The following is a 23,158-nucleotide window of genomic DNA, read 5'->3' as shown; positions in this document are numbered from 1 at the left end:
GGTCGCCGGCGCCTTCGCGAATGGGGGCAGCGGCGCCCGGGCCCGCGCGCTGCATCGCGGTCGTGGGGCGGCGGCGGTTGGGATAAGGTCGCGGGGATGCGACGATTGCTGCTCCTCGCCGCCCTCCTGACCGCCTGCACGCCCCGCGGGGCGCCGTCCGAGCCGGCGGGTGAGGAGGCGCCGGCGATGCTCTCGGAGGCCGAGGTGGGCGCGCTGACCGGCGCATACGGCAAGCTCGGCGGATCGCTCGGGCGCCAGGACTACGCGGCGGGGTTGGCTGCGCTCGACGCGGCGGCGGCGCTCGACGGCGAGAACCAGGCGATCGACTATCTGCGCGCGCAGGTGCTGGCGGCCGCGGGGCGCGGCGAGGAGGCCATCGCGGTGCTGACCCGCCTCGACGCCGCGGGCAGCCTGCTGGTGCCGCAGGTGCACGACTTCCCCGGGCTCGGCGGGCCCGAGTTCGATCGCCTGGTCGCGACCGCCCGCGCGCGGCTGCCGGCGTCGGCGAGCGCTCGCGCGTTCACGCTGGCCGACCGCGCGCTGATCCCCGAGGGCATCGCCCACGATCCGGGGACCGGCACGTTCTTCGTCGGCAGCATCTACAAGCGCAAGGTCGTGGCCGTCGATCGTGAGGGGGCGGCGCGCGACCTGGCGGTGGTGGACGCGACGAACGGTTTCTACGGCCCGCTGGGCATGAAGTTCGACGCGCGCCGCAATTCTTTGTGGGTGGCCAGCGCGGCCGTGCCGGAGATGCAGGGCTACGTCGAGGCCGAGCACCGCGGCAAGGCGGCGCTGCACGAGATCGATCCGTCGACCGGGCAGTCGCGGGCCCGCTACCCGCGTGAATCGGCCGGCCGGCACCTGCTCAACGATCTGGTGATCGCGCCCGACGGCGCGCTGTACGTCACCGACAGCGAGGCCGGCGAGGTGTTGATGCTGCGACCGGGCCCCGGCGCGCAATTCGAATCGGTCGCCCCCGCCGGCGAATTCGGCTACCCCAACGGGATCGCCCTGTCCGACGACGGGAGCGTGCTGTTCGTGGCCGACTTCGTGCGCGGGCTGACTGCGATCCCGCTGGCGACCCGCCAGCTCCGCGTGCTGCCGCACCCGCGCGGCGCGGCGACCCACGGCTTCGACGGCTTGTACTTCCACCGCGGCGCGCTGGTCGGCGTCGACAACGGCGCCGGCGGGGGACGGATCGTTCGCCTCGAGCTGGCGCCGGACCTCGGCAGCATCGTCCGTGCAAAGGTGCTCGAGGCCGGGCACCCCGACTTCCTCATTCCGACCACCGGGGTGCTGGACGGTGATTCGCTGGTCTACATCGCCAACTCGCAATTGCGCAGCTTCGAGGGCGGGCAGATCTTCCCGCCGGAGCGGCTGTTCCCGGTGCAAGTGCTGCGATTGTCGCTGCGCTGATCGTCAGCGCGGGGCCTGGAGCTCCGCGGCGAGCCGATCGAGCAGCTCGCGCCAGCCCTGCTCGCGCATGCGCGGGCCGTCGGCGCCGTCGAAGAAGGCGCCCTGCTCGGTGTAGACGAGTCGGGTGCCGTCGCCCTGGGGGCGCAGCTCGACGGTGGCGAGGGAGGCGGAGATCCGCCTGCCGCCGACGCTCATGGTATAGGCGACGACGATCCGGCGGCCAGGGACGATGTCCTCGTAGTGGCCGTCGTTGCGGATCTCGGCGTCGCTCTTCTCGTCGCGGAAGCGTGCAGCTTCGCGGCCGCCCTCGCGGAAGTCCAGGTCGAATTGCAGGACGCTCCAGCCCTCGCCCTCGGCGAACCACCGCCGCTTTTGCTTGGGGTCGGCCCAGGCCGCGAACACGCGCTCGGGGGCGACGGGGTAGGTACGATCGATCGTGATGGTGCTGTGGACGACGGACTCCGTGATCATGACTGTTCCTCCGTGGTGTCGTTATCGTGCGCTCGCGGCTCTCTGCTCGGTTCGGGCTCGACGAGGAGGTCGCCCAGGCGATCGAGGCGGCGCTCCCACAGGGCGCGCCGCTCCACGATCCACCGCTCGGCGACGTTCAGCCCGGCGGGGTCGAGACGACAGCTGCGGACCCGCCCGACCTTCTCGGTGCGGATGACGCCGCTCTGCTCGAGCACCTGCACGTGCTGCACGACCGCCGCGAGGCTCATCGCCAGCGGCGCGGCCAGCTCCTTCACCGAAGCCGGCCCCCTGCTCAGCCGCTCGACCATGGCACGACGAGACGGATCGGCGAGCGCGTGAAAAACCCGGTCGACGGCGCCATGGTCAAGCATGGACTTGAGTATTTAATCGAAGGCGAAAAAGGTCAAGTTAAAACTTAAGTATTTTTAGGAGGGCGGATGTGACGGTAAGAACGTTGTTCTTGGTGTGGGCTGAGGACGGTCGGAGCGTCTTCATCGGTGGAAGGAGGCTGGCGTGACGGGGCGGGGAGGTTCGATGAGACATGTCGAGATGGACATGTCTTTTAAAACAGGATCATGGCATGACGAGCGGGCCCGCCTGGGTCGGACGCGGACGGCGAATCGGGCTCATTCGCCGGTGCGGCAGTACGATTCGCGCGGAGAGCGGAGAATCGCCGGATCGACGGGTAGCGAATCGCAGTACGTCATGTCGTCGCGCAGGCGGCGCGGCGGGGCTGATGGAGCGTCGCGCGGGCGAGGTCGCGGCGAGGCGGACGCGCGTGATCGAGGCAACCGGTGCGGCCACGTTTTCGTCGCTGCGCGGCAATCATCGCAGCGGGCCACGCCTGGCCTCGCTGGCTCGGCCGATCCGGCGAGAGTTGCGCGGCCGGGAGCGAATGGGGTGAGTGGAGCAATGGCCCCGGTTCAGCTGGACGGGTCTCTGGAGGCGACTACGGTTGAGATCATGAAAGAGCGCATCCTGACTCGCATTCTCAAGTCCGCTTCGGTGACCGCCGCCGCGCTGGCGCTGGTGACCATTGCAGTGCCCGAGGCCGTCGCAGCGGCCTCGGCCGCGACGATGCAGCCGTCCCCGGCTCCGCCGTCGCCGACGCCGAACCCGACGCCGCCGCCGAACCCGAACCCGAACCCGAATCCGAACCCCAATCCGCCGAGCCCGGGGCCGAAGCCGCCCTCGCCGCAGCCGCAGCCGCCGCCCAATCCGATGCCGCCGCCGCAGCCGCCCCCGCCCTCGCCGGCACCGTCGCCGTCGCCCTCGCCGCTGTGACCCGCGACGAGGTCGGGCCGCCGCGATTGCGCTGTGCCGCCGTCGCCCGCGACGCATGGCGGGCGCGGCGCCGCGGACCTTCAGGCGAGCCGCGGCGCGCGAGCCCGTGATAGAATCGGCGGGTGATTTCGAGCCCGCGGCTTCTCTCTCGTGCGCGCGCGCCGACGTGGACGCTGGCCGTGCTCGCGCTCGGATGTTCGGCGCCCACGGAGCAGGAGCCCATGAGGCCGGCTGCGCCGGCGCTCGAGCGTTCGGCGGCCGAGCCGCCGGCCGCGACAGTACCGGTGGTGGCCGCGTCGCAGTCGCCCGATGCGGTGATGGCCGCCGCGCCGGCGCCCGATGCAGGGAGGGCCGCGCCGCTCGATCCGTCGCTCGCCGCCGATCCGGCGCTGCAGCGGGCCCATGCGGTGCTGGCTCGCGTGCCGCTGGTCGACGGCCACAACGATCTGCCGTGGACGATCCGCGAGTACAAGGAGGCGCCGGGGGACGTCGCCGCCTATGACCTGCGCGCGGCCACCAAGGGGCACACCGATCTGCCGCGGCTGCGCGCGGGTCGGGTCGGCGCGCAGTTCTGGTCGGTGTACGTGCCCGGCGATCGACCGGCCGGCGACATGGTGCGCCTGCAGCTCGAGCAGATCGATGTGGCGCGGCGGATGATCGCGCAGTACCCCGACGACCTGGCGCTGGCGCTGACCGCCGACGAGGTCGAGGCGGCGTTCAAGAGCGGGCGGGTGGCGTCCCTGCTCGGCGCCGAGGGCGGGCACACTCTGGCCAATTCGCTGGCGACGCTGCGGGCCTATCACGCGCTCGGGGTCCGCTACCTGACGCTGACGCACAATGTACATACCGACTGGGCCGACTGCGCAGTGCTGCCGCCGCGCCACGACGGGCTGACCGCCTTCGGCGAGGAGGTGGTGCGCGAGATGAACCGCCTGGGCATGCTGGTCGACCTGTCGCACGTGTCGCCGGCGACGATGGACGACGCGCTGCGGGTGAGCGAGGCGCCGGTCATCTTCTCGCACTCGTCGGCGCGGGCGATCGCCGACACGGCCCGCAACGTGCCCGATGACATCTTGCGGCGGATCCCGAGCAATGGGGGGGTGGTGATGGTCACGTTCCTGCCGGCCTACGTGTCGCAGGCGGCCGGGGACGCCCGCGAGGCGCGGCGCAAGGCCCGGGCGGAGGCGGCCAAGCTCGCCGATCCGGCCGCCAGGGCCGCCCGGCTGGCGGAGATCGACGCCCAGCCGCAGCCGCGCGCGACCCTGGCGCAGGTCGCCGACCACGTCGAGCACGTGCGCCGCGTCGCCGGCGTCGACCACGTCGGCCTGGGCGGCGACTTCGACGGGATGTCGGCGGTGCCGGTCGGCCTGGAGGACGTGTCGAAGTACCCCCATTTGCTGGCCGAGCTGGCCCGTCGGGGCTGGACCGACGAGGAGCTGGAGAAGCTCGCCGGCCGTAACCTGCTCCGCGTCCTGCGGGCCGCGGAGGCGACGGCGCAGCGGCTGCAAGCGGCGCGGCCGCCGTCGCTGGCGACGTGTACGCCTGCGAGCGAGGACAAGCGCGAGCCGTGATCTTTCGCGGGGCTTGTGGGACCGGGCCGCGCGTGCGAATCAATTGGGTGCCGATGACCGCAACCGTGAGCCGATCGATCGTCACCGAGTTCGTCGATTACCCCGCCGGCGATATCGTGGCCGAGGGCTATCTTGCGCATGACGGGGCGACCGGGCGGCCGCGCGCGTGCGTGGTGCTGGCCCACGCGTGGGACGGCCAGAACGGCTCGATTCGCGCCCGCGCCGAGGAATTCGCGGCCCAGGGCCGGGTGGCCTTCGCCCTCGACGTGTACGGCAAGGGCGTGCGCGGCGAGGAGACCGGCGACAACTCGCGCCTGATGTTCCCGCTGCTGAACGACCGCGCGCTGCTGCGCGACCGCCTGGTCGCCGGGGTGGCCGCGGCCCGCCAGCACCCGCTGGTCGACCCCGACCGCCTGGTGGTGATCGGCTGGTGCTTCGGCGGCCTGTGTGCGCTCGACGCGGCGCGCAGCAACGCCGGCGGGGTCCGCGGGGTGGTGTCGATCCACGGGGTGCTGCGGCCGCCCGGCTTCCCCGAGCAGCCGAAGATCGGCGCCAAGATCCTGGTGCTGCACGGCTGGGAGGACCCGATCGCGCCGCCGGAGGACGTGCTCGGGATGGCCCGCGAGCTGACCGCGGCCCGCGCCGACTGGCAGCTCCACGCGTACGGCCACGCGATGCACGCGTTCACGTTCCCCGGCGCGCAGATGCCCGAGCGCGGGCTGCAGTACGACGCGAACGCGGCCCGCCGCGCGCAGCTGGCGATCGACGGCTTCCTCGCCGAGACGCTCGGGCCGATCGAGCGTTAGCGCAGGGGGCTGCCGGCCGCGAAGGCGTTCGCTGCAATGATGGCAGGAGCCCGCGCCGCGGGGCGGTGATCTCGGATAGAAATGGGGCCATGCGGCTCTCCTTATGCGCATTGTCCGTCTCGATTCCGCTGGCCGGCGCGGCCCTGGTGCCCGCCGAGGCCACCGCCTGTTCGCCGGGGCCGCAGCACGGGCCGTGCTGGTACGCCGATCAATGGGCCGCGCTGGCGCCGGTCAACGCCGCGGCGATCCCGATCGACGGGGTGCTGGTGCTGCAGGGCACGCAGACCGGGCCCTCGCCCGAGGCGGAGTGGCTCGACGCGATCACGTTCACGGTCACGCGCGACGGGCAGCCGATCGCAGGGGCGATCGAGACGACCGGGATCGATGACGTGCTGATCTGGCGCCCGGCCGCGCCGCTGGTGCCGGGGGCCACGTACCAGGTGGAGGGCGCGCTCGACAACCCGGACGAAGATCCGGAGGGCGAGGCGTGCGGGCCCGATCTGCTGCCGCTGGTGTTCGAGTTCCACGCCGACGCGGGGCCGGCGGCGCCGCTGGCCACGCTGACGACCGAGACGCAGGGGATAGTGACGATCACGCCGCAGATCGCCGAGCTCGACGCGCTGGTCTGCTGTGACGACGCGATCCCGTTCCTGTTCGAGACCGACGACTGCGAGATCGAGATCAAGTGGAACAAGGGCGCGTGCGCGACGCTGATGGGTGAGGGCCGGCTGGGCGTGACGATGACGACGAAGGGCGTGCCGGCGTCGACTCTGGCGATGACGTCGCGCCGATTGGTGGTCGACGGGGTGCCCGGGGCCACTTTCGTCGGCGCAGATCCGGCGACCTCCAGCCTCGCGCCGGTGTGCCTGCAGGTTCAGGTGCGCAACCTGGCGAGCGGCGAGATGGTGCTGTCCGAACCGCAATGCGTGGGGGACGACGTGGTCGGGTCGCTCGGGAAGCAGGAGGTCGATCCTTCGGCCGAGCTGGCCGCGCTGTGCGCGGGCTCGCCGTACGAGTGCAACGTCCAGGGTGATGTCTGGCAGCCCGACGAATGCGAGCCGTGGCCGGCCGAGATGGGGACCACCGGGGAATCGACGGACACCGACGGGGACACGACGGGCACGGCGAGCACGGACGGGGAATCGACGGGCACGTCGGAGACGGACGGGGAATTGACGGGGGTCTCGGCGACGGACGGGGAATCGACGGGGACGCCGGGGACCGGCGGGGATGCGACGGGCGGGCCCGGGACGACCGGGACGACGACGGAGACCGGCGGGGACGACTCCGGCGCGCCGACGACCGGCACCGCGGGCACGAGCGGGCCGACGACGAGCGGCACGGGGACGCCGGGGGAGACCGCAGGGAGCACGGGGACGGCCGGGGATTCCGAGGCGACCGCGGGGACGCATGGGGACAGCGACGGCGGGGATACGAGCCAACAGGACGATCCGGCCGGCTCGGGCTGCGCATGCGAATCCGGGGGGCGGCCGGACGCGCTGGTGATGGTGGCAGGATTCATGGCGTTCGTCCGCCGGCGCCGACGCTGAGCCGCGAGTCATGCCATTCGTCGAGCGCCCGGCCGGGCCCGCTCGCGCGGTCGGCCGGATTCGAGAATGGATGTTCCGGAACCGCCGTGCTCGCCGAAGCCGGCGAGCCGTCGTCGGCGGCGAATCGATGGTGCGCACGTATCGCGCCCGGTCGGCGCTCGCCTCGCGGCGTGGCGGTCGCGTCTGCCACGATTGCCCGAGACCGGCCGCCTGGTCCGGCAGAGGTTGCTCCCGGGTTTGCACGAGCGCGCCGATTGCCCAGACTTCGCGGCAACGAGGTCTGCATGCTCAAGCTTACCGATGTCCATCGCGTGCTCAGCCAACCGGCGGCCGACAAGACGCTGTCGATCTACGCGCAGGTCGATCCCTCGCTGTTCGAGAACCAGGGGCGGACGCCCGGCTGGCGGATCTGGCTCAAGAATTCGCTGCGCGACCTGAAGGCGGCGCACGAGGACCCGGCGGCGGCGGAGCTGATCGCGCGGGCCGAGCAGTTCTTCGCCACGCTGCGGCCGGAGTGCAAGGCGGTCGCGGCCTTCTTCACGCCGGGCGCCGAGGAGGTGCTCCGGCTGCAGGTCCCGATCGTCCAGCCCGAGTGCCACTTCGGCCGCCCTTCGGTGGCCTCGCTGCTGTGGCTGCTCGACGAGTACGAGCCGTACGTGGTGGCCCTGGTCGACTCGGAGAAGGTCCGCTTCTTCGTCGCCAACCTCGGCCGCGCCGGCCTCGGCGGCACCCGCTACAACGAGGTGCGCGAGTACGACTTCCCGCCGAAGTACCTGCCGGCGACCGGCCGCGGCGAGGGCGGTTACACCCAGGGCGGCAACAACCGCGACGCCTTCGAGGCGACGATCAGCGACCATACGCGCCGGTTCTACCGCCAGGTCGCCGAGCAATGCGGTAACCTGCTCGAAGAGACAGGTGCCAAGCGGATCCTGCTCGGCGGGATCGACACGTCGGCCCACGCGGTCCAGGGCCTCATGCACTACACGGTGCGCAAGGCCGTGATCGCGGTGGTGCCGACGCAGATGCACCTCAGTGACCAGGCCGTGTGGGACCACCTCATGCCGCACGCGCTCGAGCACGAGCGGGCCCACGAGTGCGCGCTGGTCGACGAGGTGGTCGACCTGGCCAAGGCCGGCGGCCGCGGGGCGCTGGGGATCGCCACGGTGCTCGCTTGCCTGAAGAACAAGCAGGTCGAGCTGCTCCTGGTGCCCTGGCCGCTGGCCGAGCCCGAGCTGCAGGTGAACCTGCCCGAGCTGGCGATGGCGGCGGGCGCCCGCATCGAGCTGATCGCCGGCGCAGCGGCCGAGCGCGTGCTGCAAGAAGGCGGGCTAGCGGCCCGGCTGTTCTACGGCATCCCCGAGGCGGCGCCGGCGGCCCCGTTCAAGGGCGCGGCCTGAGCCGCGAGGAGCGTCGGGAACCACATGCGCACGCAGGTCCCGGCGCCCGGGGCTGTCTCGAAGGACAGCTTGCCGCCGTGACGGTCGACGAAGGCGCGGACGATCGCTAGCCCGAGGCCGGTGCCCTCCGCCTTGGTGGTGAAGAAGGGCTCGAGCATGCGCGCCTGCACCTCGGCGGCGATGCCGGGGCCGTCGTCGACGACCTCGACGTAGGCCCCGCCGGCGCCGGCGCCGGTGCGCACTGTGACGGTGCCGACGGTCTCGACCGCGTCGAGCGCGTTGCCGATCAGGTTGACCAGCGCCGAGGTGAACTCGCCCGGGCAGATCTGCACCGGCGGGGTCGGCGAGGTCTCGTCGACGACCAGCCGCACCTGCGGGGGCGAGCGGTGACGGCACAGCTCGACGGCCTCGCGGGCGAGCTCGGCGAGCGCGCCCGTGACCGTCTCGACGCCGCCGCCGCGCCGGCTGAAGCCGCTGAGGCGATCGATGACCTGGACGCCGATCGCCAGGCCGTGCTCGAGCTTGCAGAGCGAATGCATGGCCTGCGGGTGGTCGGCGACGAGCCGCCGCAGCAGGCCGGTGTGCAGCGTCAGCGGGGTGAAGATGTTGCGCAGGTCGTGAGCGATGCCGGCGGCCATCAGGCCGAGCGCGCGCAGCTTCTCCGTCTCGGCCAGCCGCGCCTCGGTCTCGCGCTGGCGCCGGCGCAGCTGGGCCTCTCGCAGCTCGCGCTCGACCGCGGGCAAGAGCCGCGCGAGCCGACCCTTGACGATGAAGTCGTGGGCGCCGGCGCGGAGGGCGTCGACGGCGTCCTCCTCGCGCATGGCGCCGGACACGACGATGAACGGCAGGTCGAGGCCGGAGGCGTGGAGCTCGTCGAGCGCCTCGCGGCCGCTGAAGCGCGGCATGGCGCAGTCGGACAGCACGAGCTCCCAGCCGCCGCGCTCGAGCTCGTCGCGCATGTCCTCGGCGGTGTCGACGCAGACCCAGCGGACGTCGAAGCCGCCGCGCTCGAGCTCGTAGACGAGGAGCATGGCGTCCTCCTCGTCGTCGTCGACGACCATGACCGCGAGGTGGCGGGTCACCGGGCGCCTACCAGCGCCGGCTCGGCGCCGCCGCGAGGCCGCGCGTCCGAGTCCCTGCGGATGTCCTGAGGGACAGGATCGACGCTCGCGGGCGAGAGGGTCCAAAAGAAGGTGGCGCCGCTGCCGGGCGCAGACTCGGCCCAGATCCGGCCGCGGTGACGCCGGACGATCCGCTGCACCGTGGCGAGGCCGATGCCGTCGCCGGGGAACTCGCTGGCGTCGTGGAGGCGGCGGAATGGCCCGAACAGCTCTTCCTGGCGGGAGGCGTCGAAGCCGACGCCGTTGTCCCGCACGTGATAGACCCGCTCGCCGGCGGGCGAGACCTCGGCGCCCACCTCGACCATGGGCTCGGCGCACGGGCGCGTGAACTTGAAGGCGTTGCCGAGCAGGTTCTGCAGCAGCAGGCGCACGAGGCCGGCGTCGGCCAGGACGTCGAGGCCGTCCTGGACGACGACGCACACGCGGTGGGTGGTGTGCCCGGCCTGCAGCTCGGCGGCGACGCTGCGCGCGAGCCCGGACAGGTCGATCGATTGCCGCCGCGGTGAGTCGGCGCCCCCGCCGACGCGCGAGAGGTCGAGCATGTCGTCGATCATGCGATCCATGCGGGCGGCGCCGCGGCGCACGCGGTCCAGACAGTCGCGGCCGCGGGCGTCGAGCTGCGCGCCGCAGCGCTCGTCGAGCGCGCGGCTGAAGCCGGCGATCGCCCGCAGGGGCGCGCGCAGGTCGTGCGAGACGGCGTAGGCGAACGCGCCGAGCTCGTCGTTGAGCGCCTCGAGCTGGGCGGTCCGGTCGCGGACGCGGCGCTCGAGGTCGTTGTAGAGCTCGACGTTCTCGAGCGCGATCGAGGTGCTGTCGGCCAGCGCTTGCAGCAGCCGCACCTCGTCCTCGCCGGCGACGCGGTGCCGGGCCCAGTACGTGCCGATGGCGCCGATCGGCCGGGCCTTGCGGATCGGCACCATCGCCATGCTCTTGACGAAGGTGGGTCGATACGCGTCGCCGGGGATCCGCGGGTCGACGAACACGTCCTCGATGACGAGGTGCTGCGCGCGTTGCATGACCCACCCGCTGGCGCAGAGCTCCATGGGGAACCGCTTGCCCTTCCACAGCGGACTTATCGCCTCCTCGTCCGCGTAGAAGCACTGACCGCAGTCACGCAGGACGAAGGTGGCGCCGTCAGCCCCGACGAGCGCGCGGGCGGCATGACGGACGATCGCGGTGACTTCGTCCAGGGAGCGGGCCAGCGACAACTCCTGGACGACGGCGATCAGGTGCCCCTGCCGTGATTCGAGGTGCGAGACGTCCGCCATGCGCCGAATTTTGCGCGCCCGAATGCGCGACGCCAAGTGGCGCAGGCCGCGGCGGTGGGCCCCGGCGCGGGGGCTCCTCACACGTGAAAAACGGCCGCTCCAGGGCCCTGACGGCCTCGGCGGCAGCGCGACGCTCGCCGTTCGCGCGGCCGCCGCGGGTCCGGACGGTGCTCCTGCGCACAATGCCCCTCGGGACATGTGCGCGGCCGCGGCGCGGGTGAGGCCGGTCGAGGAGGCCCGGAGGCGCATGTCCGGAGGTACATGCTCTCCAGGACATGGCGGAATGCGCAGGTCAGTTGTCGACCAGCAGCTGGGCGGCCAGTTGCTTGCCGAGCGCGTCGGCGGCGGACTGGCTCTCGATCGGGTCGACGTAGTTGGCGCCGGTGAAGACGATGTAAGTGACGCCGCTGGCGACGCCGCCGTTGATCGGGCTCGGCGGGATGCCGAGCAGCTCGGCCGCGCGGTACGACAGCTCACCGATGACGCCGGCCGGGCCGGCGTCGGCGTAGGGGGCGTAGATCAGCTTGCCGTTGTAGAGGATCGCGCCGACGCTGCCGTAGCCGGACCAGCCGGTCTTGATGCCGTAGGTCTTGGGGTCGAAGCCGTTGCTCGGCAGCGGCACCACCAGGAACGCGGTCTTGGCCGCGTTGATGAAGTTGCCCAGCGAGTCCTTGGCCGAGGTCTCGGGCTGGTAGTACGGGTCGACGGTGCACTTGGGGTCCGGGGCGCCGTCGCAGTCGATGTCGGCGTCGGCGCGCCACCACACCGCGCCGTCGAGCTGGCAGATCGGGATGGTGGCAGCCGCGGCCGAGTCGGTCTTGAACTTGGTGGTGCCCGGCAGCTGCGTGCAGCTCTGCGTCAGCGCGAGCAACTGATCGTAGGTCGGGTCGCCGTTCGGCGGCGGGGGCGGCGGATCGTCGCCGGCCGCGGTGACGCGGATGGCGTCGGCGATGACGACGTAATTGCCGGTGGTCCAGCGCGACACCGCGATCTTGTTCCACCCGGCGGTGAAGGCGAAGGTGCCGACGGCGGTCCACGCCTTGCCGCCTGCTTGCATGTTGACCTTCACCGTGCCGAGGTTCTTGCCCTGGGCGTCGAAGGCGACGATCGGCGCGTCAGGGGCGCGATTGGTGCCGCTGGTGTACCAGATCTCGACTTTCTTGCTGCCGACGGCCGCGAGGTAGAACGAGAACTCGGCCGCGTCGGACATCGGCGAGACGGCGGCGAACAAATAGTTGCTGCCGTAGAAGCCGGGCGTCGCGGCGGTCGCCGACCAATTGGCGGAGGCGGTGAACTTGGCGCGCGCCGGATCGTTGTTGCCGTTGCTGCTGTCGACGATGATCTCGGATGGATCCGAGTTCATCGGCGGCGGCGGATCGTCGGGCGGCGGGTCCTGCGGGTCGGGCGGCGGCTCGTTCGGGTCGGGCTGCTCCGGCGGCGGGTCCTCGGGCTGTCCGCCGCAGGCGGCCTCGATCTTGTTGAAGTACGTGGCCCACGGCCAATTGGGGCCGGGGTCGATGCGGTTGTTCGGCTGCAGCTGGCCGTGCGCGACCACGTGGTACTTGTCGCGCGGGATGCCCTGGCGCTTGGTGACGTCGCACACCAGCTTGGCCGACTGCTCGATCAGGTTGGCGTTCCAGTCGGCTTGCTTGGCGTAGCCGGCGTGCTCGATGCCGACGGTGAAGTTGTTGCTACTGGTGCCGTGGAGCTGCGACTCTTGCCCGCCGTTGAGGCTCTTGTCGTAGCTCGCGGCGATGTGCCAGGCCCGCTTGTCCTCCTTGACGAGCTGGGAGATCTCCGAGCCGTCCTCCTTGACCACGTAATGAGCGCTGACGCCCGAGTCCTTGTTGACGAGCCAGCCCCAGCAGCCTGAGTAGGCGCCCTCGCACGAGTGGATGATGACCATGCGCCGCTCGCCGGTGACGCCGGCCGGGCGGCTGCCGTAGTTGGGCGAGCTGCGGAAGATCGCGCCGGCGTGGTCGGGGTTGGTGGCCAGGGTCGGACCGCCCGGAGGGGTGTACTGCGGCTCGACGTCGGGCTCGGGCGGGATCTCCGAGATCACGTTGCCGTCGTGGTCGGTGACGACGAGGCCGTTCTTGATCAGGCCGTAGACGTCGTTGTGGATGTAGCCGACGCTGGCGGCGTCGTCGCCGATGGCGGCCAGAGCGGCGATCGCCAGGGCCCACGCGCCGAGGTCGTCGCGGTCGATGCCTTCCTGATCGGACATGTCTCGCAGGACAGCCGCGGCGGCGCGAATGTTGGTCTCGCGGTCGGTCTTGATCGCGTCGAGGTCGACGCCCAGGAGCTCGGCGGCCCGCTGTTGGTTGGCGGCGCGCAGCGCCATCGGCCCGAAGGCGGCGTCGCGCCCGTCGAACTCGACCTGGCCCTCGACCGTCTCCCAGCGGGTCTCGACGTAGGCGACTGCCTTGAGCAGGGAGACCGGGACGCCGAACTCCTCGGCGGCGCGGATGAACTCGCCCTCGATGCCCTCGAGGTATTCGCCAGGGTCGGCCTCGGGCGGATCGACGGGGTCGGGGACGTCGATCGGATGATCGCCGGTCTCGCCGCTCTCGCGGCCGCCGTCGCTCTCACAGGCGAGGGCGAGCAGCGAGAGGATCGTGAGGGCGCGCGTCGAGACGAGTCGCAGCATCGTCTGCGGCTATAGGCCAGAGCGCGCGCGATCACAAGAGCGGGGCCGCGTGACGCGGAGAAACATGTTTCGCTGGTTGGTCCATGATTGCCGTGATTGCGGGTCGCAAGCCCTCGTTCACGTGGGGGCCGGCGCGCGCGATCGGGGGTTCGCGGACGGCGGGGCGGCAAGGGCCCTGCGATGGTCCCCGGGACGACGCGCTACTTCGAGGATGGCCGGCGGTCATCAGCGAGGGCGGCGTTCATCACCGACGCGACCTCGGCGACGGCGGGCTCGTCCATCATCGAGAAATGATCGGCGTCGACGCTGGCGCGGGTATACGCGCCGTCGACCAGCTCCATCCACGCCCGGTCGGCGTGGCGTTCGTCGGGGTCGGGCTGCACGCGGGCCTTGACGTAAAGGACGTCGGCGGCGAGCGGGGCCGCATCGCAGGTGGCGAGGGCGCTCCAGGTGGCGCGCACGAGGCCGCGGAAGGCCGGGTCGTCGCGCAGGGTCGCCGCGAATTGTTCGTAGGCGAGCGACGATTCGTTGCGCATGCGCTCGGCGATCTGGAACACGTCGTCGTCGTCGAGCAGGACCAGCCGCCGCGACAGCGCGAGCGAGGCGGTGTCGAGCATGGCGACCCGGTCGACGCGTTCGCCCTCGGCGAGCAGCCGCCGCGCGAGCTCGAAGGCGATGACGCCGCCCGCCGAGTGACCGCCGAGCAAATAGGGCCCGTGCGGCTGTGCGGCCCGGACCTCGGCGAGTTGATGCGCGACGAGCTCGTCCATGCGCGCGAACACGGGCTCGCCCGGCTCCATGCCCGAGGCGCGCACGCCGATGACGTGCAGCGACGGATCGAGCCTCCGCGCCAGCGGCAGGTAGGTGAAGACGGTGCCGCCGATCGGCTGGAGCAGGAACAGGCGCCGGCCCGGGCCCGGCCGCAACGTGACCGTGAGCCGCTCGCGCGCGGGTGTCGGCGCGACGGGGGATTCGGGGAGGCGGGTGCGGATTAATGCTGCGAGCCCGCCGATCGTGGGGTGCTCGACGAATGCGTGCACCGGCAGCTTGACCCCGAGCAGCTCTTCGATGCGGACCCGCACGCGCAGGGCCAGGAACGAGGAGCCGCCCAGGTCGAAGAAGTTGTCGGCCGGGCCCGGCGGCGGGACGCCGAGCACGTCGGCGAACACGCCTGCGAGGGTGCGCTCGACAAGATCGGTCGGAGCCGTCGCGTCCGCGGTGATCGTCGTGAGCGGCGCGTCGGGAATCACCGGCACTGCGCGCGCGGGGCGGCCGCGCTGCGCCGGCTGCTCGTGGTGGACGCGCTCGAACGCGTAGGTCGGCAGTGGCACGCGGCGGCGGCGTTCGCCGGCGAACAGGACGTCCCAGCGAATGTCGACACCGCGGCACCACAATTGGCCGAGCGCGTGGGTGAAGGCTTCGAGGTCGGTGAGGTTGCCGCCGCGCGCGGCCATGGTGGCGAGGATCGGGCGGGCGCCGGCGTCGGGGTGGCGGCGGGCCAGGCCGGCGAGGGTGCGACCGGGGCCGACCTCGACGAGCAGGAGCTCGGGATCGGCGAGCAGGCGGCCGACGCCGGCGGCGAAGCGCACCGTGCCGCGCAGGTGTCGGCCCCAGTGCTGCGGGTCGCGGGCGTCGTCGTCGCCGAGCCAGTCGCCGGTCACGTTGGAGACGATCGGGATCGTCGGCGCAGCGAGCGAGAGCTGGCGCGCGCAGGCGACGAGCGGTTCAATCAGCGGCTCGACGAGCGCGCAGTGCGAGGCGCCGGCGACCGGCAAGCGGCGCGACTCGACGCCGTCGCGGGCGAGCGCTGCCTCGAAGGTGTCGATCGCGGTGAGCGGCCCGGCCACGACGCAGCTGTCGGCCGCGTTGACGACGGCGAGGTCGAGGCCGGGCGGGAGGCGCTGCACGAGCGCGGCCTCGGACAGGGCGACGACCAACAGGCCGGCCTCGACGTCCAGCGATTCGTGAAGGCGCGCGCGGGTGGCCAAAAGGCGGGCGGCGTCGGCGAGCGAGAGGATGCCGGCGATCGCGGCGGCCGTGTATTCGCCGAGGCTGTGGCCGGTCAACGCCGCCGGTACCACGCCGAGTGCCATCATTCGCCGGGCCAGCGCGTATTCGCAGCAGAAGATCGCCGGCAGAAAGCGCGTGGGTCGCAGCAATTCGCGGGCTGCCGCGTCGGGGTCGGCGGCGTAGAGCAGGTGGCGGACGTCGACGTCGAGGAGGGCTGCGAAGCGGTCGGCGGCGGCGTCGAACTCGGCGCGATAGGCCGGGTCGCCAAAATAAAGCTCGCGGCCCATGCCGAGCGACTGGGTGCCGCCGCCGGGGAACAGGAACGCGATCCGCGGCGGCCTCTCGCCGGCGACGCCCTCGACCAGGCGGACCCGATCTACCCCCTGCAAGGCGCGCACTGCCGAGTCGGCGTCGCGGGCGATCACTGCCAGGCGGCGCCGCAGAGGCGTGCGGCCGCGGGCGAGGGTGTGGGCGACTTCCGGCAGCGCGGGGGCGTCGGGGCGGGAGAGGGCGTCGGCGAGGCGAGCGGCGCCGGTCGTCAGAGCGCCGGGCGATTGCGCCGACAGCACGAGCAGCTGCACCGGCCGCGACGGATCGGTCGCCGGTGAGGGGGGAGCCTCGCCGAGGATCGCGTGCGCGTTGGTGCCGCCGACCCCGAACGAGCTGACCGCGGCGAATCGCGGGACATGTCTCCTGGGCCAGTTCAATGTATCGGCATTGACGAAGAACGGGCTGGTGTCGAGCGCGAGCTCGGGGTTGGCGGCGCGGAAGTGCAGGGTCGGCGGGATGGCCTCGCGGGCGAGCGCCAGGGCGGCCTTGATCAGGCCGGTGACGCCGGCGGCGGCGCCGAGGTGGCCGATGTTGCCCTTGATCGAGCCGAGCGCGCACCAGGCCCGCGCGGCGGTGCGGCGGCGATAGGCCTGGGTGAGCGCGGCGACCTCGATCGGATCGCCGAGGCGGGTGGCGGTGCCGTGCGCCTCGACGAGGCCGATCTGGGCCGGCTCGAGGCCGGCGACCGCGAGCGCGCGCTCGATCACCTCGCACTGGCCGGGGACGCTCGGGGCGGTGAAGCCGACCTTGCGCGCGCCGTCGTTGTTGATCGCGGTGGCGTGAATCACCGCGTGGATCGTGTCGCCGTCGGCCACCGCGTCGGCGAGCCGCTTGAGCACGACGAGGCCGACGCCGTTGCCGCCGACGATGCCCTGGGCGTCGGCGTCGAACGGCCGGCAATGGCCGTCGGGGGCGACCACCGAGCCGCCCTCGGAGACGTGGCCGAGGCGATCGGGGGGCATGACGACTGCGCCGCCGGCGAGCGCGACGTCGCATTCGCCGGTGACGAGGTTTTGACAGGCGACGTGGACTGCCACCAATGAGGTCGAGCAGGCGGTCTGCACGGTGAAGGCGGGGCCGCGCAGGCCGAGCTCGTAGGACACCCGCGTGGCCAGGGTGTCGTTCATGTTGCCGAAGCCGACCTCGTACTCCTCGATGCTGAGCGGGCCGCCGGGGGTGCCGAGGCGCTCGAGCCAGTAGCGCGGGACCTCGGAGCCGGCGAATACGCCGACAGCGCCGTCGACCCCGCGCGGGGCGTAGCCGGCGTGCTCGAGCGCGGCCCAGGCGACCTCGAGCAACACTCGCTGCTGCGGATCGAGGAGCCTCGCCTCGCGCGGGCTGTAGCCGAAGAAGGCGGCGTCGAAGCACATCGCGTCGGGCATGACGCCGATCGCGGGGACGAACCGCGGGGCCTGCACCAGCGCCGGATCGACGCCGGCAGCTTCGAGCTGTTCGCGGGTGAAGAACGAGATCAGCTCGCGGCCTGCCACCAAGGCTTCCCACAGGGCGTCGACGCTGGCGGCCCCGGGGAAGCGCCCGGCCATGCCGACGATGGCGATCGCGCGGGTGTCGGCGTTCGCTCGCGGCGCGGGGGATTTATGAATGGTTGGCTGAGAGGAGGCGCCGCCGAGGTGGGCGGCGAGGCTGCGGATGGTCGGGTGGCGGAACAGCTCGACGATGGCGATCGCGCGCCCGGTCGCGCGCTCGAGCTCGGCCCGCACGCGCGCGAGCAGCAACGAATGACCGCCGAGGTCGAAGAAGCGCTCGTCGAGGCCGACCTGATCGAGCTGCAACACGTCGCGCCAGATCGCGGCGATCTGTAGTTCGAGCCCGGTGCCGGAGGATGGGGCGGGTCGTGACGCCGGGGCGCGTTCCCGCGGGAGCGGCAGGGCGCGGCGATCGAGCTTGCCGCTCGGGAGCAGCGGCCATTGCGGCAGCTCGACGAATTCGGCGGGCAGCATCGGCTCGGGCAGGTGCGCGCGCAGGTGGTCGCGCAGCGCGGCGAGGTCGAGCGGAGCGCGGGCGAGGACGTAGGCGACGAGGCGCCTGTCCCCGTGGACATCTTCGCGCACGACTGCGGCTGCGGCGGCGACTGCAGGGTGCTGGGCCAGGACTGCCTCGATCTCGCCGAGCTCGATTCGTATCCCGCGCAGCTTGACCTGCGAATCGCCGCGCCCGACGTATTCGAGGTTGCCGTCGGGATCGCTGCGGGCCCGATCGCCGGTGCGGTACATCCGCTCGCCGGCGACGAACGGATCGGGGACGAACCGCTCGGCGGTCCGCGCGGACCCACCGAGGTAGCCGCGGGCGAGCGCGGCGCCGGCGATGTACAGCTCGGCGGTCACGCCCGGCGGGACGGGGCGGTGGTCGGCGTCGAGCAGGTAGATCCGCGTATTGTCGAGGGGGGCACCGATCGGCGGCAGGAGCGGCCACGCCGCGGCTGGACCGGTGAGAATGTGGGCAGTGACGACGTGCGCCTCGGTCGGGCCGTAGTGATTGTGCAGGCTGCAATGCGGCAGGCGCGCGAAGAGGTCGCGGATGGCCGGGGAGATCTTCAGCTGCTCGCCGGCGGTGACGACGTCGAGCAACGTGGCCGGCGGACGCTCCGAGCTCGCAGCCTCGGCGAGGTGCTGCAGGAACACGAACGGGAGGAACAGCCGCTCGACAGCGTGGCGCTCGAGCAGGGCCAGCAGGGCCCGCGCGTCGCGGCGCGTGTCCTCGGACACGAGCACCAGGGCGCCGCCGGTGGCCCAGGTCGAGAGGAACTCCTGCGCCGAGACGTCGAAGTTGAGCGAGGCGAACTGCAGGGTCCGCGCCGGTCGCCCGAGCCGCGCGTGGCGCAGGTGCCAGCCGGTGAGGTTGGCGAGCGGGCCGTGCGTCATGGCCACGCCCTTCGGCTGCCCGGTCGAGCCCGAGGTGTAGAGGACGTAGGCGAGGTCGTCCGCGCCGACGTCGGCGATCGGCCGCTCGTCGGCGGCGTGCGCTGCGTCGGGCGCGACGAGCTTCGCTGCGTGCGGAGGCAAGCTGGCGGCGGCGTCGGGCTCGGCGACGATCCAGCGCAGCGCTGCGTCCTCGACGATGAAGGCGAGCCGCTGCGAGGGATAGGACGGATCGAGCGGGACGTAGGCGCCCCCGGCCTTGAGGATCGCCAGGACCGCGACGAAGGTGGCGCTGGTGCGCGTGGCGACCACGCCGACGAGGCTGCCGCGGCCGACCCCGAGCGCGCGCAAGTGATGGGCGAGGCGATTGGCGCGGCGCTCCAATTGTGTATAGGTTACGATCTCGTCATGGCTGACGAGGGCGACTGCGTCGGGGGTGCGATCGACCTGCGCCTCGACGAATGCATGGACTCCACTCGAATGTACGACTGGCGCACGCGGACCGCAGGCGCGCAGGAGCTGCTGCGATTCGGCGGCGGGGGACATCAGCGGCAGCTCGGCGGCGGACGAAGCCGGGGCGTCGACGCCGGCGAGCGCGGCCTCGAGGGCCCGCGCGAGCTGCTCGATGCGCCAGCGGTCGAACAGATCGGTGGCATATTCGAAGAAAGCCTCGAGGCCGCCCTCGGCGGTTTCGCGGGTGAGCAGGGTGAGGTCGAAGATCGCGCCGCCGGCGTGCACGTCGAGCGGCCGCACGGTGCAGCCGCGCAGGTGCAGGCCGCCGTCGCCGGGCGGCTGGGGCGCGAAGGCGACCTGCACCAGCGGCGAGCCGCCGACGTCGCCCGGCGAGCGCAGGGCCCGGACGATCTGCTCGAACGGGACGTGCTCGTCCTCGTGGGCTGCGAGCACCGCGTCGCGGACCCGCGCGAGCAAGGTGGGCAGCGTGGGGTCGTCGGCGAGGTCGAGGCGGATCGGCAGAGTGTTGACGAAGAAGCCGGCGACCGCCTCGAGCTCGACCCGGCCGCGCGCCGCGGCGGTCAAGCCGATCACGAGATCGTCCTGGTCGGCAAATCGTCGCAGGACGGCCGCAAATACGGTGAGAATGGCCTGCGACAGGGTCGCGCCGCCGGCCAGCGCCAGGCGGCGCAGCGGGGCCAGGGCGGCCGGCGAGGCGGTGAATGCCACGCGTGCGCCGCGATGGGCCGGGGCGTCGCCGCGAGGGCGGTCGGTGGGCAATGCGAGCAGGGAGGGCGCCCCGGCGAGTCGGGCCCGCCAGCGGGCGAGCGCGGCCGCGTGACGCTCGCCGGATAACGCGCGGCGTTGCCAGGCCGCGTAATCGGCGTAAGTCGGGGCGGGCGGAGCGTCGCTCGCGGCCGAATCGTCGTACAGCCGGCCGAGCTCGTGCAAGAGCATCGATTCGGTCCAGGCGTCGGTGACGATGTGGTGCAGCACCAGCCACAGGACCCGCGCGTCGGGGGCGAGTCGCACGAGACCGGCGCGGAGCGGGGGACCGGCGGCGAGGTCGAAGGGGCGGCCGGCCTCGGCGGCGAGGGCCGTATCGAGGGCGTCCGTGCGATCGGCGGGGGAGAGATGGCCGAGGTCGAGGCGGGCGAGCTCGAAATTTTCGTCGGCGTCGATCACCCGTCGCGGCGCGCCGGCGTGGTCGACGTAGCGGGTGCGCAGGACCTCGTGGCGGTGGATCAGCGCGCGCAGGGCGGCGTCGAGGCGCGCCTCGTCGCATTCGCCGGTGATGTGAAACGCCAGCGGGCAATGATAGGCGGGGCTCTGCGGCGCGAGCTGGTGGAGGAAGTACAGCCGCTCCTCGGCGAAGGACAGCTCGCCCGTGTTCGCCGCGGGCGTGATGGCCACCTCGTCGGCGGGGCGACGATCGGCGAGCAGCGTGGCCTGGCCGGCGATCGTCGGGTGAGCGAAGAACTCGGCCAGAGAGAGGGCGCTGCCGAGCGTTCGCTTGAGGCGGGCGACGATCTGCGCGGCGTGGAGCGAGTGCCCGCCGACGGCCAGGAAATCATCGGTCACGCCGCAGCCGGCGGCGAGGACTGTGTGCCAGATCTCCGCGATCGCGCGCTCGAGCGGGTTGCGCGGCGCGACGCGCTCGGTGGGGCCCGCGAAGTGATGCGCATTCGGGCGAGGCAGCGCGTTGCGATCGATCTTGCCGTTCGACAGCACCGGGATCGCCGGCAGCGGCACGAACGCGGCGGGGACCATGGCCGCGGGCAGGCGCGCGACCAGGCTCGCGCGCAGCTCGGCGATCGCGGCCGCGCCGGTGTGCTGTGATTCGCCGGCGAACACGACGTAAGCGACCAGGCGCCGCTCGCCGCCGTCGTCGTGGACCACGATCAGGCCGTCGCGGACGGCGGGGTGCTCGCGCAGGACGACCTCGATCTCGCCGGGTTCGACGCGGACGCCGCGGATCTTGACCTGATGATCGAGACGGCCGAGGAACTCGAGCACGCCGTCGCTGCGCCAGCGGGCCAGGTCGCCGGTGCGATACAATCGCTGCCCGGGCGCCGCGGCGAACGGGTCGGGCACGAAGCGTTCGCCGGTCAGGCCGGGGCGGCCCCAGTAGCCGCGGCTGACCTGCACGCCGCCGATGTGGAGCTCGCCCGGGGCGCCGGGCGGGACCGGCTCGCCGCGGCGGTCGAGCACGTAGATCGTGCAATTGGCGATCGGTCGACCGATGGGGATCGCGGCGAGGTCGACGCCGCGCTCGCAACAATGGGCGGTGACCTCGATGGCGGCCTCGGTCGGGCCGTAGAGGTTGTGGACTTCGACGTCGAGCCGCGCGTGACAGGTGCGCACGAGCGCGGGCGCGAGGATATCACCGGTGCACAGGACGCGGCGCAGCGAACGACAGGCGCGCGGGTCGACCTGCTCGAGGAACGCGGCCAACATCGGCGGCACGAAGTGAATCGTCGTGATGGCGTGGGCGCGGATCGCCTCGACCAGGTAGGCCGGGTCACGGTGCCCGCCGGGCCGCGCCATCACCACGGTCGCGCCGGCCAGCAGCGGCCAGAAGAACTCGTAGACCGAGATGTCGAACCCGCACGGGGTCTTTTGAAGCAATCGGTCGTCCGGCCCGAGGGGGATGGTGCGCTGCATGTCGAGCAGGCGATTGACGACCCCGCGGTGAATGTTCATGACCCCCTTGGGCCGGCCGGTCGAGCCCGAGGTGTACATCACGTAGATCAGATCGTCGGGCGTGACGTCGTCGGGCACTGGGTCGGCGTCGCGCCGCGCTTCGTCGAGGACGACGATCGCGTTCGGCGAAGCCGGCAGGGCCAGGGCGTGCCGCCGCTGGGCCAGGATCAGGCGGGCGCCGCAGTCGGCGAGCATGAAGGCGAGGCGCTCGCGCGGGTGATCGGGGTCGAGCGGGACGTAGGCAGCACCGGCCTTGAGCACGCCCAGGAGGCCGGCGAGCAGCTCGCGCGAGCGGTCGGCGCAGACTGCTACCAACGAGCCGCGACGCGCGCCGCGACTACGCAGCTCCGCGGCGATGGCGTTCGCGTGGCGGTCGAGCTCGGCGTAGGTCCAGCTGCCCTCCTCGGCGACGACCGCGACGCGATCGGGGCAACGCGCGACCTGGGCCGTTATCAATCGTTGCAGGCAGACCTCGCCCGACAGATCGATCGCGGTGTCGTTCCATTCGTGAAGGACGCGACGGCGCTCGTCCGCCGGCAGCAGCGGCAGCGCGTCCGCGAGGGCGTCGGGCTCGTCCGCGGCGGCGCGCAGCAGCACCTGCCAGCGAGCGAGCACGCGCCGGGTGGCGGCGATCGCCACCCCGGCGCCGACCGACGCGCGCAGCGAGAGCGACGTGGTACCGACATTCGCGACGAACACCAGCGCGGCTCCGCCGGCCTCGTCCTCGCCGGCGCGCGGCGGCGGATCGCCGCCCTCGTCGAGCCAGAACGCGAGCTGAAACTCCAGCTCGAGGCCGCGGGCCGCCGCGGCGCGGACGATCGCCGCCGGGTTCGCCGGGCGCTCGGCGCCGTCGCGGATCGCCTGCTGCGCGGCGCGGACGAGCTCGCGGAAGCGGAGCCCCGGCTCGACGCGGCCGCGCGCGGGCACCATCGGGCCTCCGCGGCGACAGTGGGCGAGGACCACCAGATCGGACTGACCGGTGTGGCGCGCCAGGACCAGCCACAGGCCGGCGAGCAGCAGCGCCGCCGGGGGCGCGTCGAGCGTCGTCGCCAGTTCACGCAGGGCCGCGGCGGTCTCGGCGTCGAGCGGGAGCTCGACCTCCGACTGCGCGCATTCACCGGCCTGCCACCATTCGCCCGGCAGCTCCAGCCGCGGCGGGGCGCCGGCCAGCGAGCCGGCCCAGTCGACCGCCGATTGGTGCGAGTCGGCCCGAACTTCGTCCAGGGACTGTCCCGAGCTCATGACGACA

12 protein-coding genes are annotated in these 23,158 nt (G+C 72.5%); 6 read left to right on the top strand and 6 right to left on the bottom strand.

From position 1 onward, the window contains the following. The first annotated feature begins 96 nt into the window (after positions 1 to 96). Positions 97 to 1,416 (top strand): SMP-30/gluconolactonase/LRE family protein, encoded by a 1,320-nt coding sequence (locus tag OV090_RS09110; RefSeq protein ID WP_267703149.1) that lies wholly within the window; start codon positions 97 to 99, stop codon positions 1,414 to 1,416. Between the two features lie 3 nt (positions 1,417 to 1,419). Here OV090_RS09110 and OV090_RS09105 read toward each other — a convergent pair whose 3' ends face one another. Together OV090_RS09105 and OV090_RS09100 are read right to left on the bottom strand one after the other, a co-directional pair. Continuing rightward, positions 1,420 to 1,887, bottom strand: a complete 468-nt coding sequence (locus OV090_RS09105) for an SRPBCC family protein (protein ID WP_267703148.1) — start codon at positions 1,885 to 1,887, stop codon at positions 1,420 to 1,422. Then, positions 1,884 to 2,258: a metalloregulator ArsR/SmtB family transcription factor gene (locus OV090_RS09100; RefSeq protein WP_267703147.1), complete on the bottom strand. Its 375-nt coding sequence runs from the start codon at positions 2,256 to 2,258 to the stop codon at positions 1,884 to 1,886. Before OV090_RS09100 ends, OV090_RS09105 begins: the two co-directional genes overlap by 4 nt. A gap of 592 nt (positions 2,259 to 2,850) precedes the next feature. On the opposite strand from OV090_RS09100, the gene OV090_RS09095 reads away from it, so the two are divergent. The 5 genes from OV090_RS09095 to OV090_RS09075 all read left to right on the top strand — a co-directional run bounded on the left by OV090_RS09095 (position 2,851) and on the right by OV090_RS09075 (position 8,495). Beyond that, entirely contained in the window at positions 2,851 to 3,171 is a 321-nt protein-coding gene (locus OV090_RS09095; protein WP_267703146.1) for a hypothetical protein, read from the top strand. 221 nt (positions 3,172 to 3,392) lie between these two features. Next, positions 3,393 to 4,742, top strand: coding sequence for a dipeptidase (locus tag OV090_RS09090; RefSeq protein WP_267703145.1), 1,350 nt, complete (start codon positions 3,393 to 3,395; stop codon positions 4,740 to 4,742). A gap of 65 nt (positions 4,743 to 4,807) precedes the next feature. Further along, the gene (locus OV090_RS09085) at positions 4,808 to 5,548 is read left to right on the top strand and encodes a dienelactone hydrolase family protein (protein WP_267703144.1); all 741 of its coding nucleotides are present in this window, start codon (positions 4,808 to 4,810) and stop codon (positions 5,546 to 5,548) included. 89 nt (positions 5,549 to 5,637) lie between these two features. Beyond that, the gene (locus OV090_RS09080) at positions 5,638 to 7,098 is read left to right on the top strand and encodes a hypothetical protein (protein ID WP_267703143.1); all 1,461 of its coding nucleotides are present in this window, start codon (positions 5,638 to 5,640) and stop codon (positions 7,096 to 7,098) included. A gap of 284 nt (positions 7,099 to 7,382) precedes the next feature. Continuing rightward, on the top strand, positions 7,383 to 8,495 hold the full coding sequence (locus OV090_RS09075; RefSeq protein WP_267703142.1) for a hypothetical protein: 1,113 nt from the start codon (positions 7,383 to 7,385) through the stop codon (positions 8,493 to 8,495). On the opposite strand, the gene OV090_RS09070 is transcribed toward OV090_RS09075, so the two are convergent. The 4 genes from OV090_RS09070 to OV090_RS09055 form a co-directional block, all read right to left on the bottom strand. Continuing rightward, positions 8,444 to 9,577, bottom strand: a complete 1,134-nt coding sequence (locus OV090_RS09070) for a hybrid sensor histidine kinase/response regulator (RefSeq protein ID WP_267703141.1) — start codon at positions 9,575 to 9,577, stop codon at positions 8,444 to 8,446. The genes OV090_RS09075 and OV090_RS09070 overlap by 52 nt on opposite strands. Continuing rightward, positions 9,574 to 10,884 carry an ATP-binding protein gene (locus OV090_RS09065; protein ID WP_267703140.1) on the bottom strand — a complete coding sequence of 437 codons (1,311 nt, stop codon included), beginning with the start codon at positions 10,882 to 10,884 and terminating at the stop codon, positions 9,574 to 9,576. Before OV090_RS09065 ends, OV090_RS09070 begins: the two co-directional genes overlap by 4 nt. Positions 10,885 to 11,176: 292 nt before the next feature. Next, entirely contained in the window at positions 11,177 to 13,534 is a 2,358-nt protein-coding gene (locus OV090_RS09060) for an N-acetylmuramoyl-L-alanine amidase (protein ID WP_267703139.1), read from the bottom strand. A gap of 200 nt (positions 13,535 to 13,734) precedes the next feature. After that, positions 13,735 to 23,151 carry a non-ribosomal peptide synthetase/type I polyketide synthase gene (locus OV090_RS09055; protein ID WP_267703138.1) on the bottom strand — a complete coding sequence of 3,139 codons (9,417 nt, stop codon included), beginning with the start codon at positions 23,149 to 23,151 and terminating at the stop codon, positions 13,735 to 13,737. Positions 23,152 to 23,158 lie beyond the last annotated feature (7 nt).

Source organism: Nannocystis sp. RBIL2 (assembly GCF_026626745.1).
Lineage (GTDB): Bacteria > Myxococcota_A > Polyangia > Nannocystales > Nannocystaceae > Nannocystis.
The sequence above is the reverse complement of the archived record's forward strand: the minus strand, read 5'-3'. Positions and strand labels throughout refer to the sequence as shown.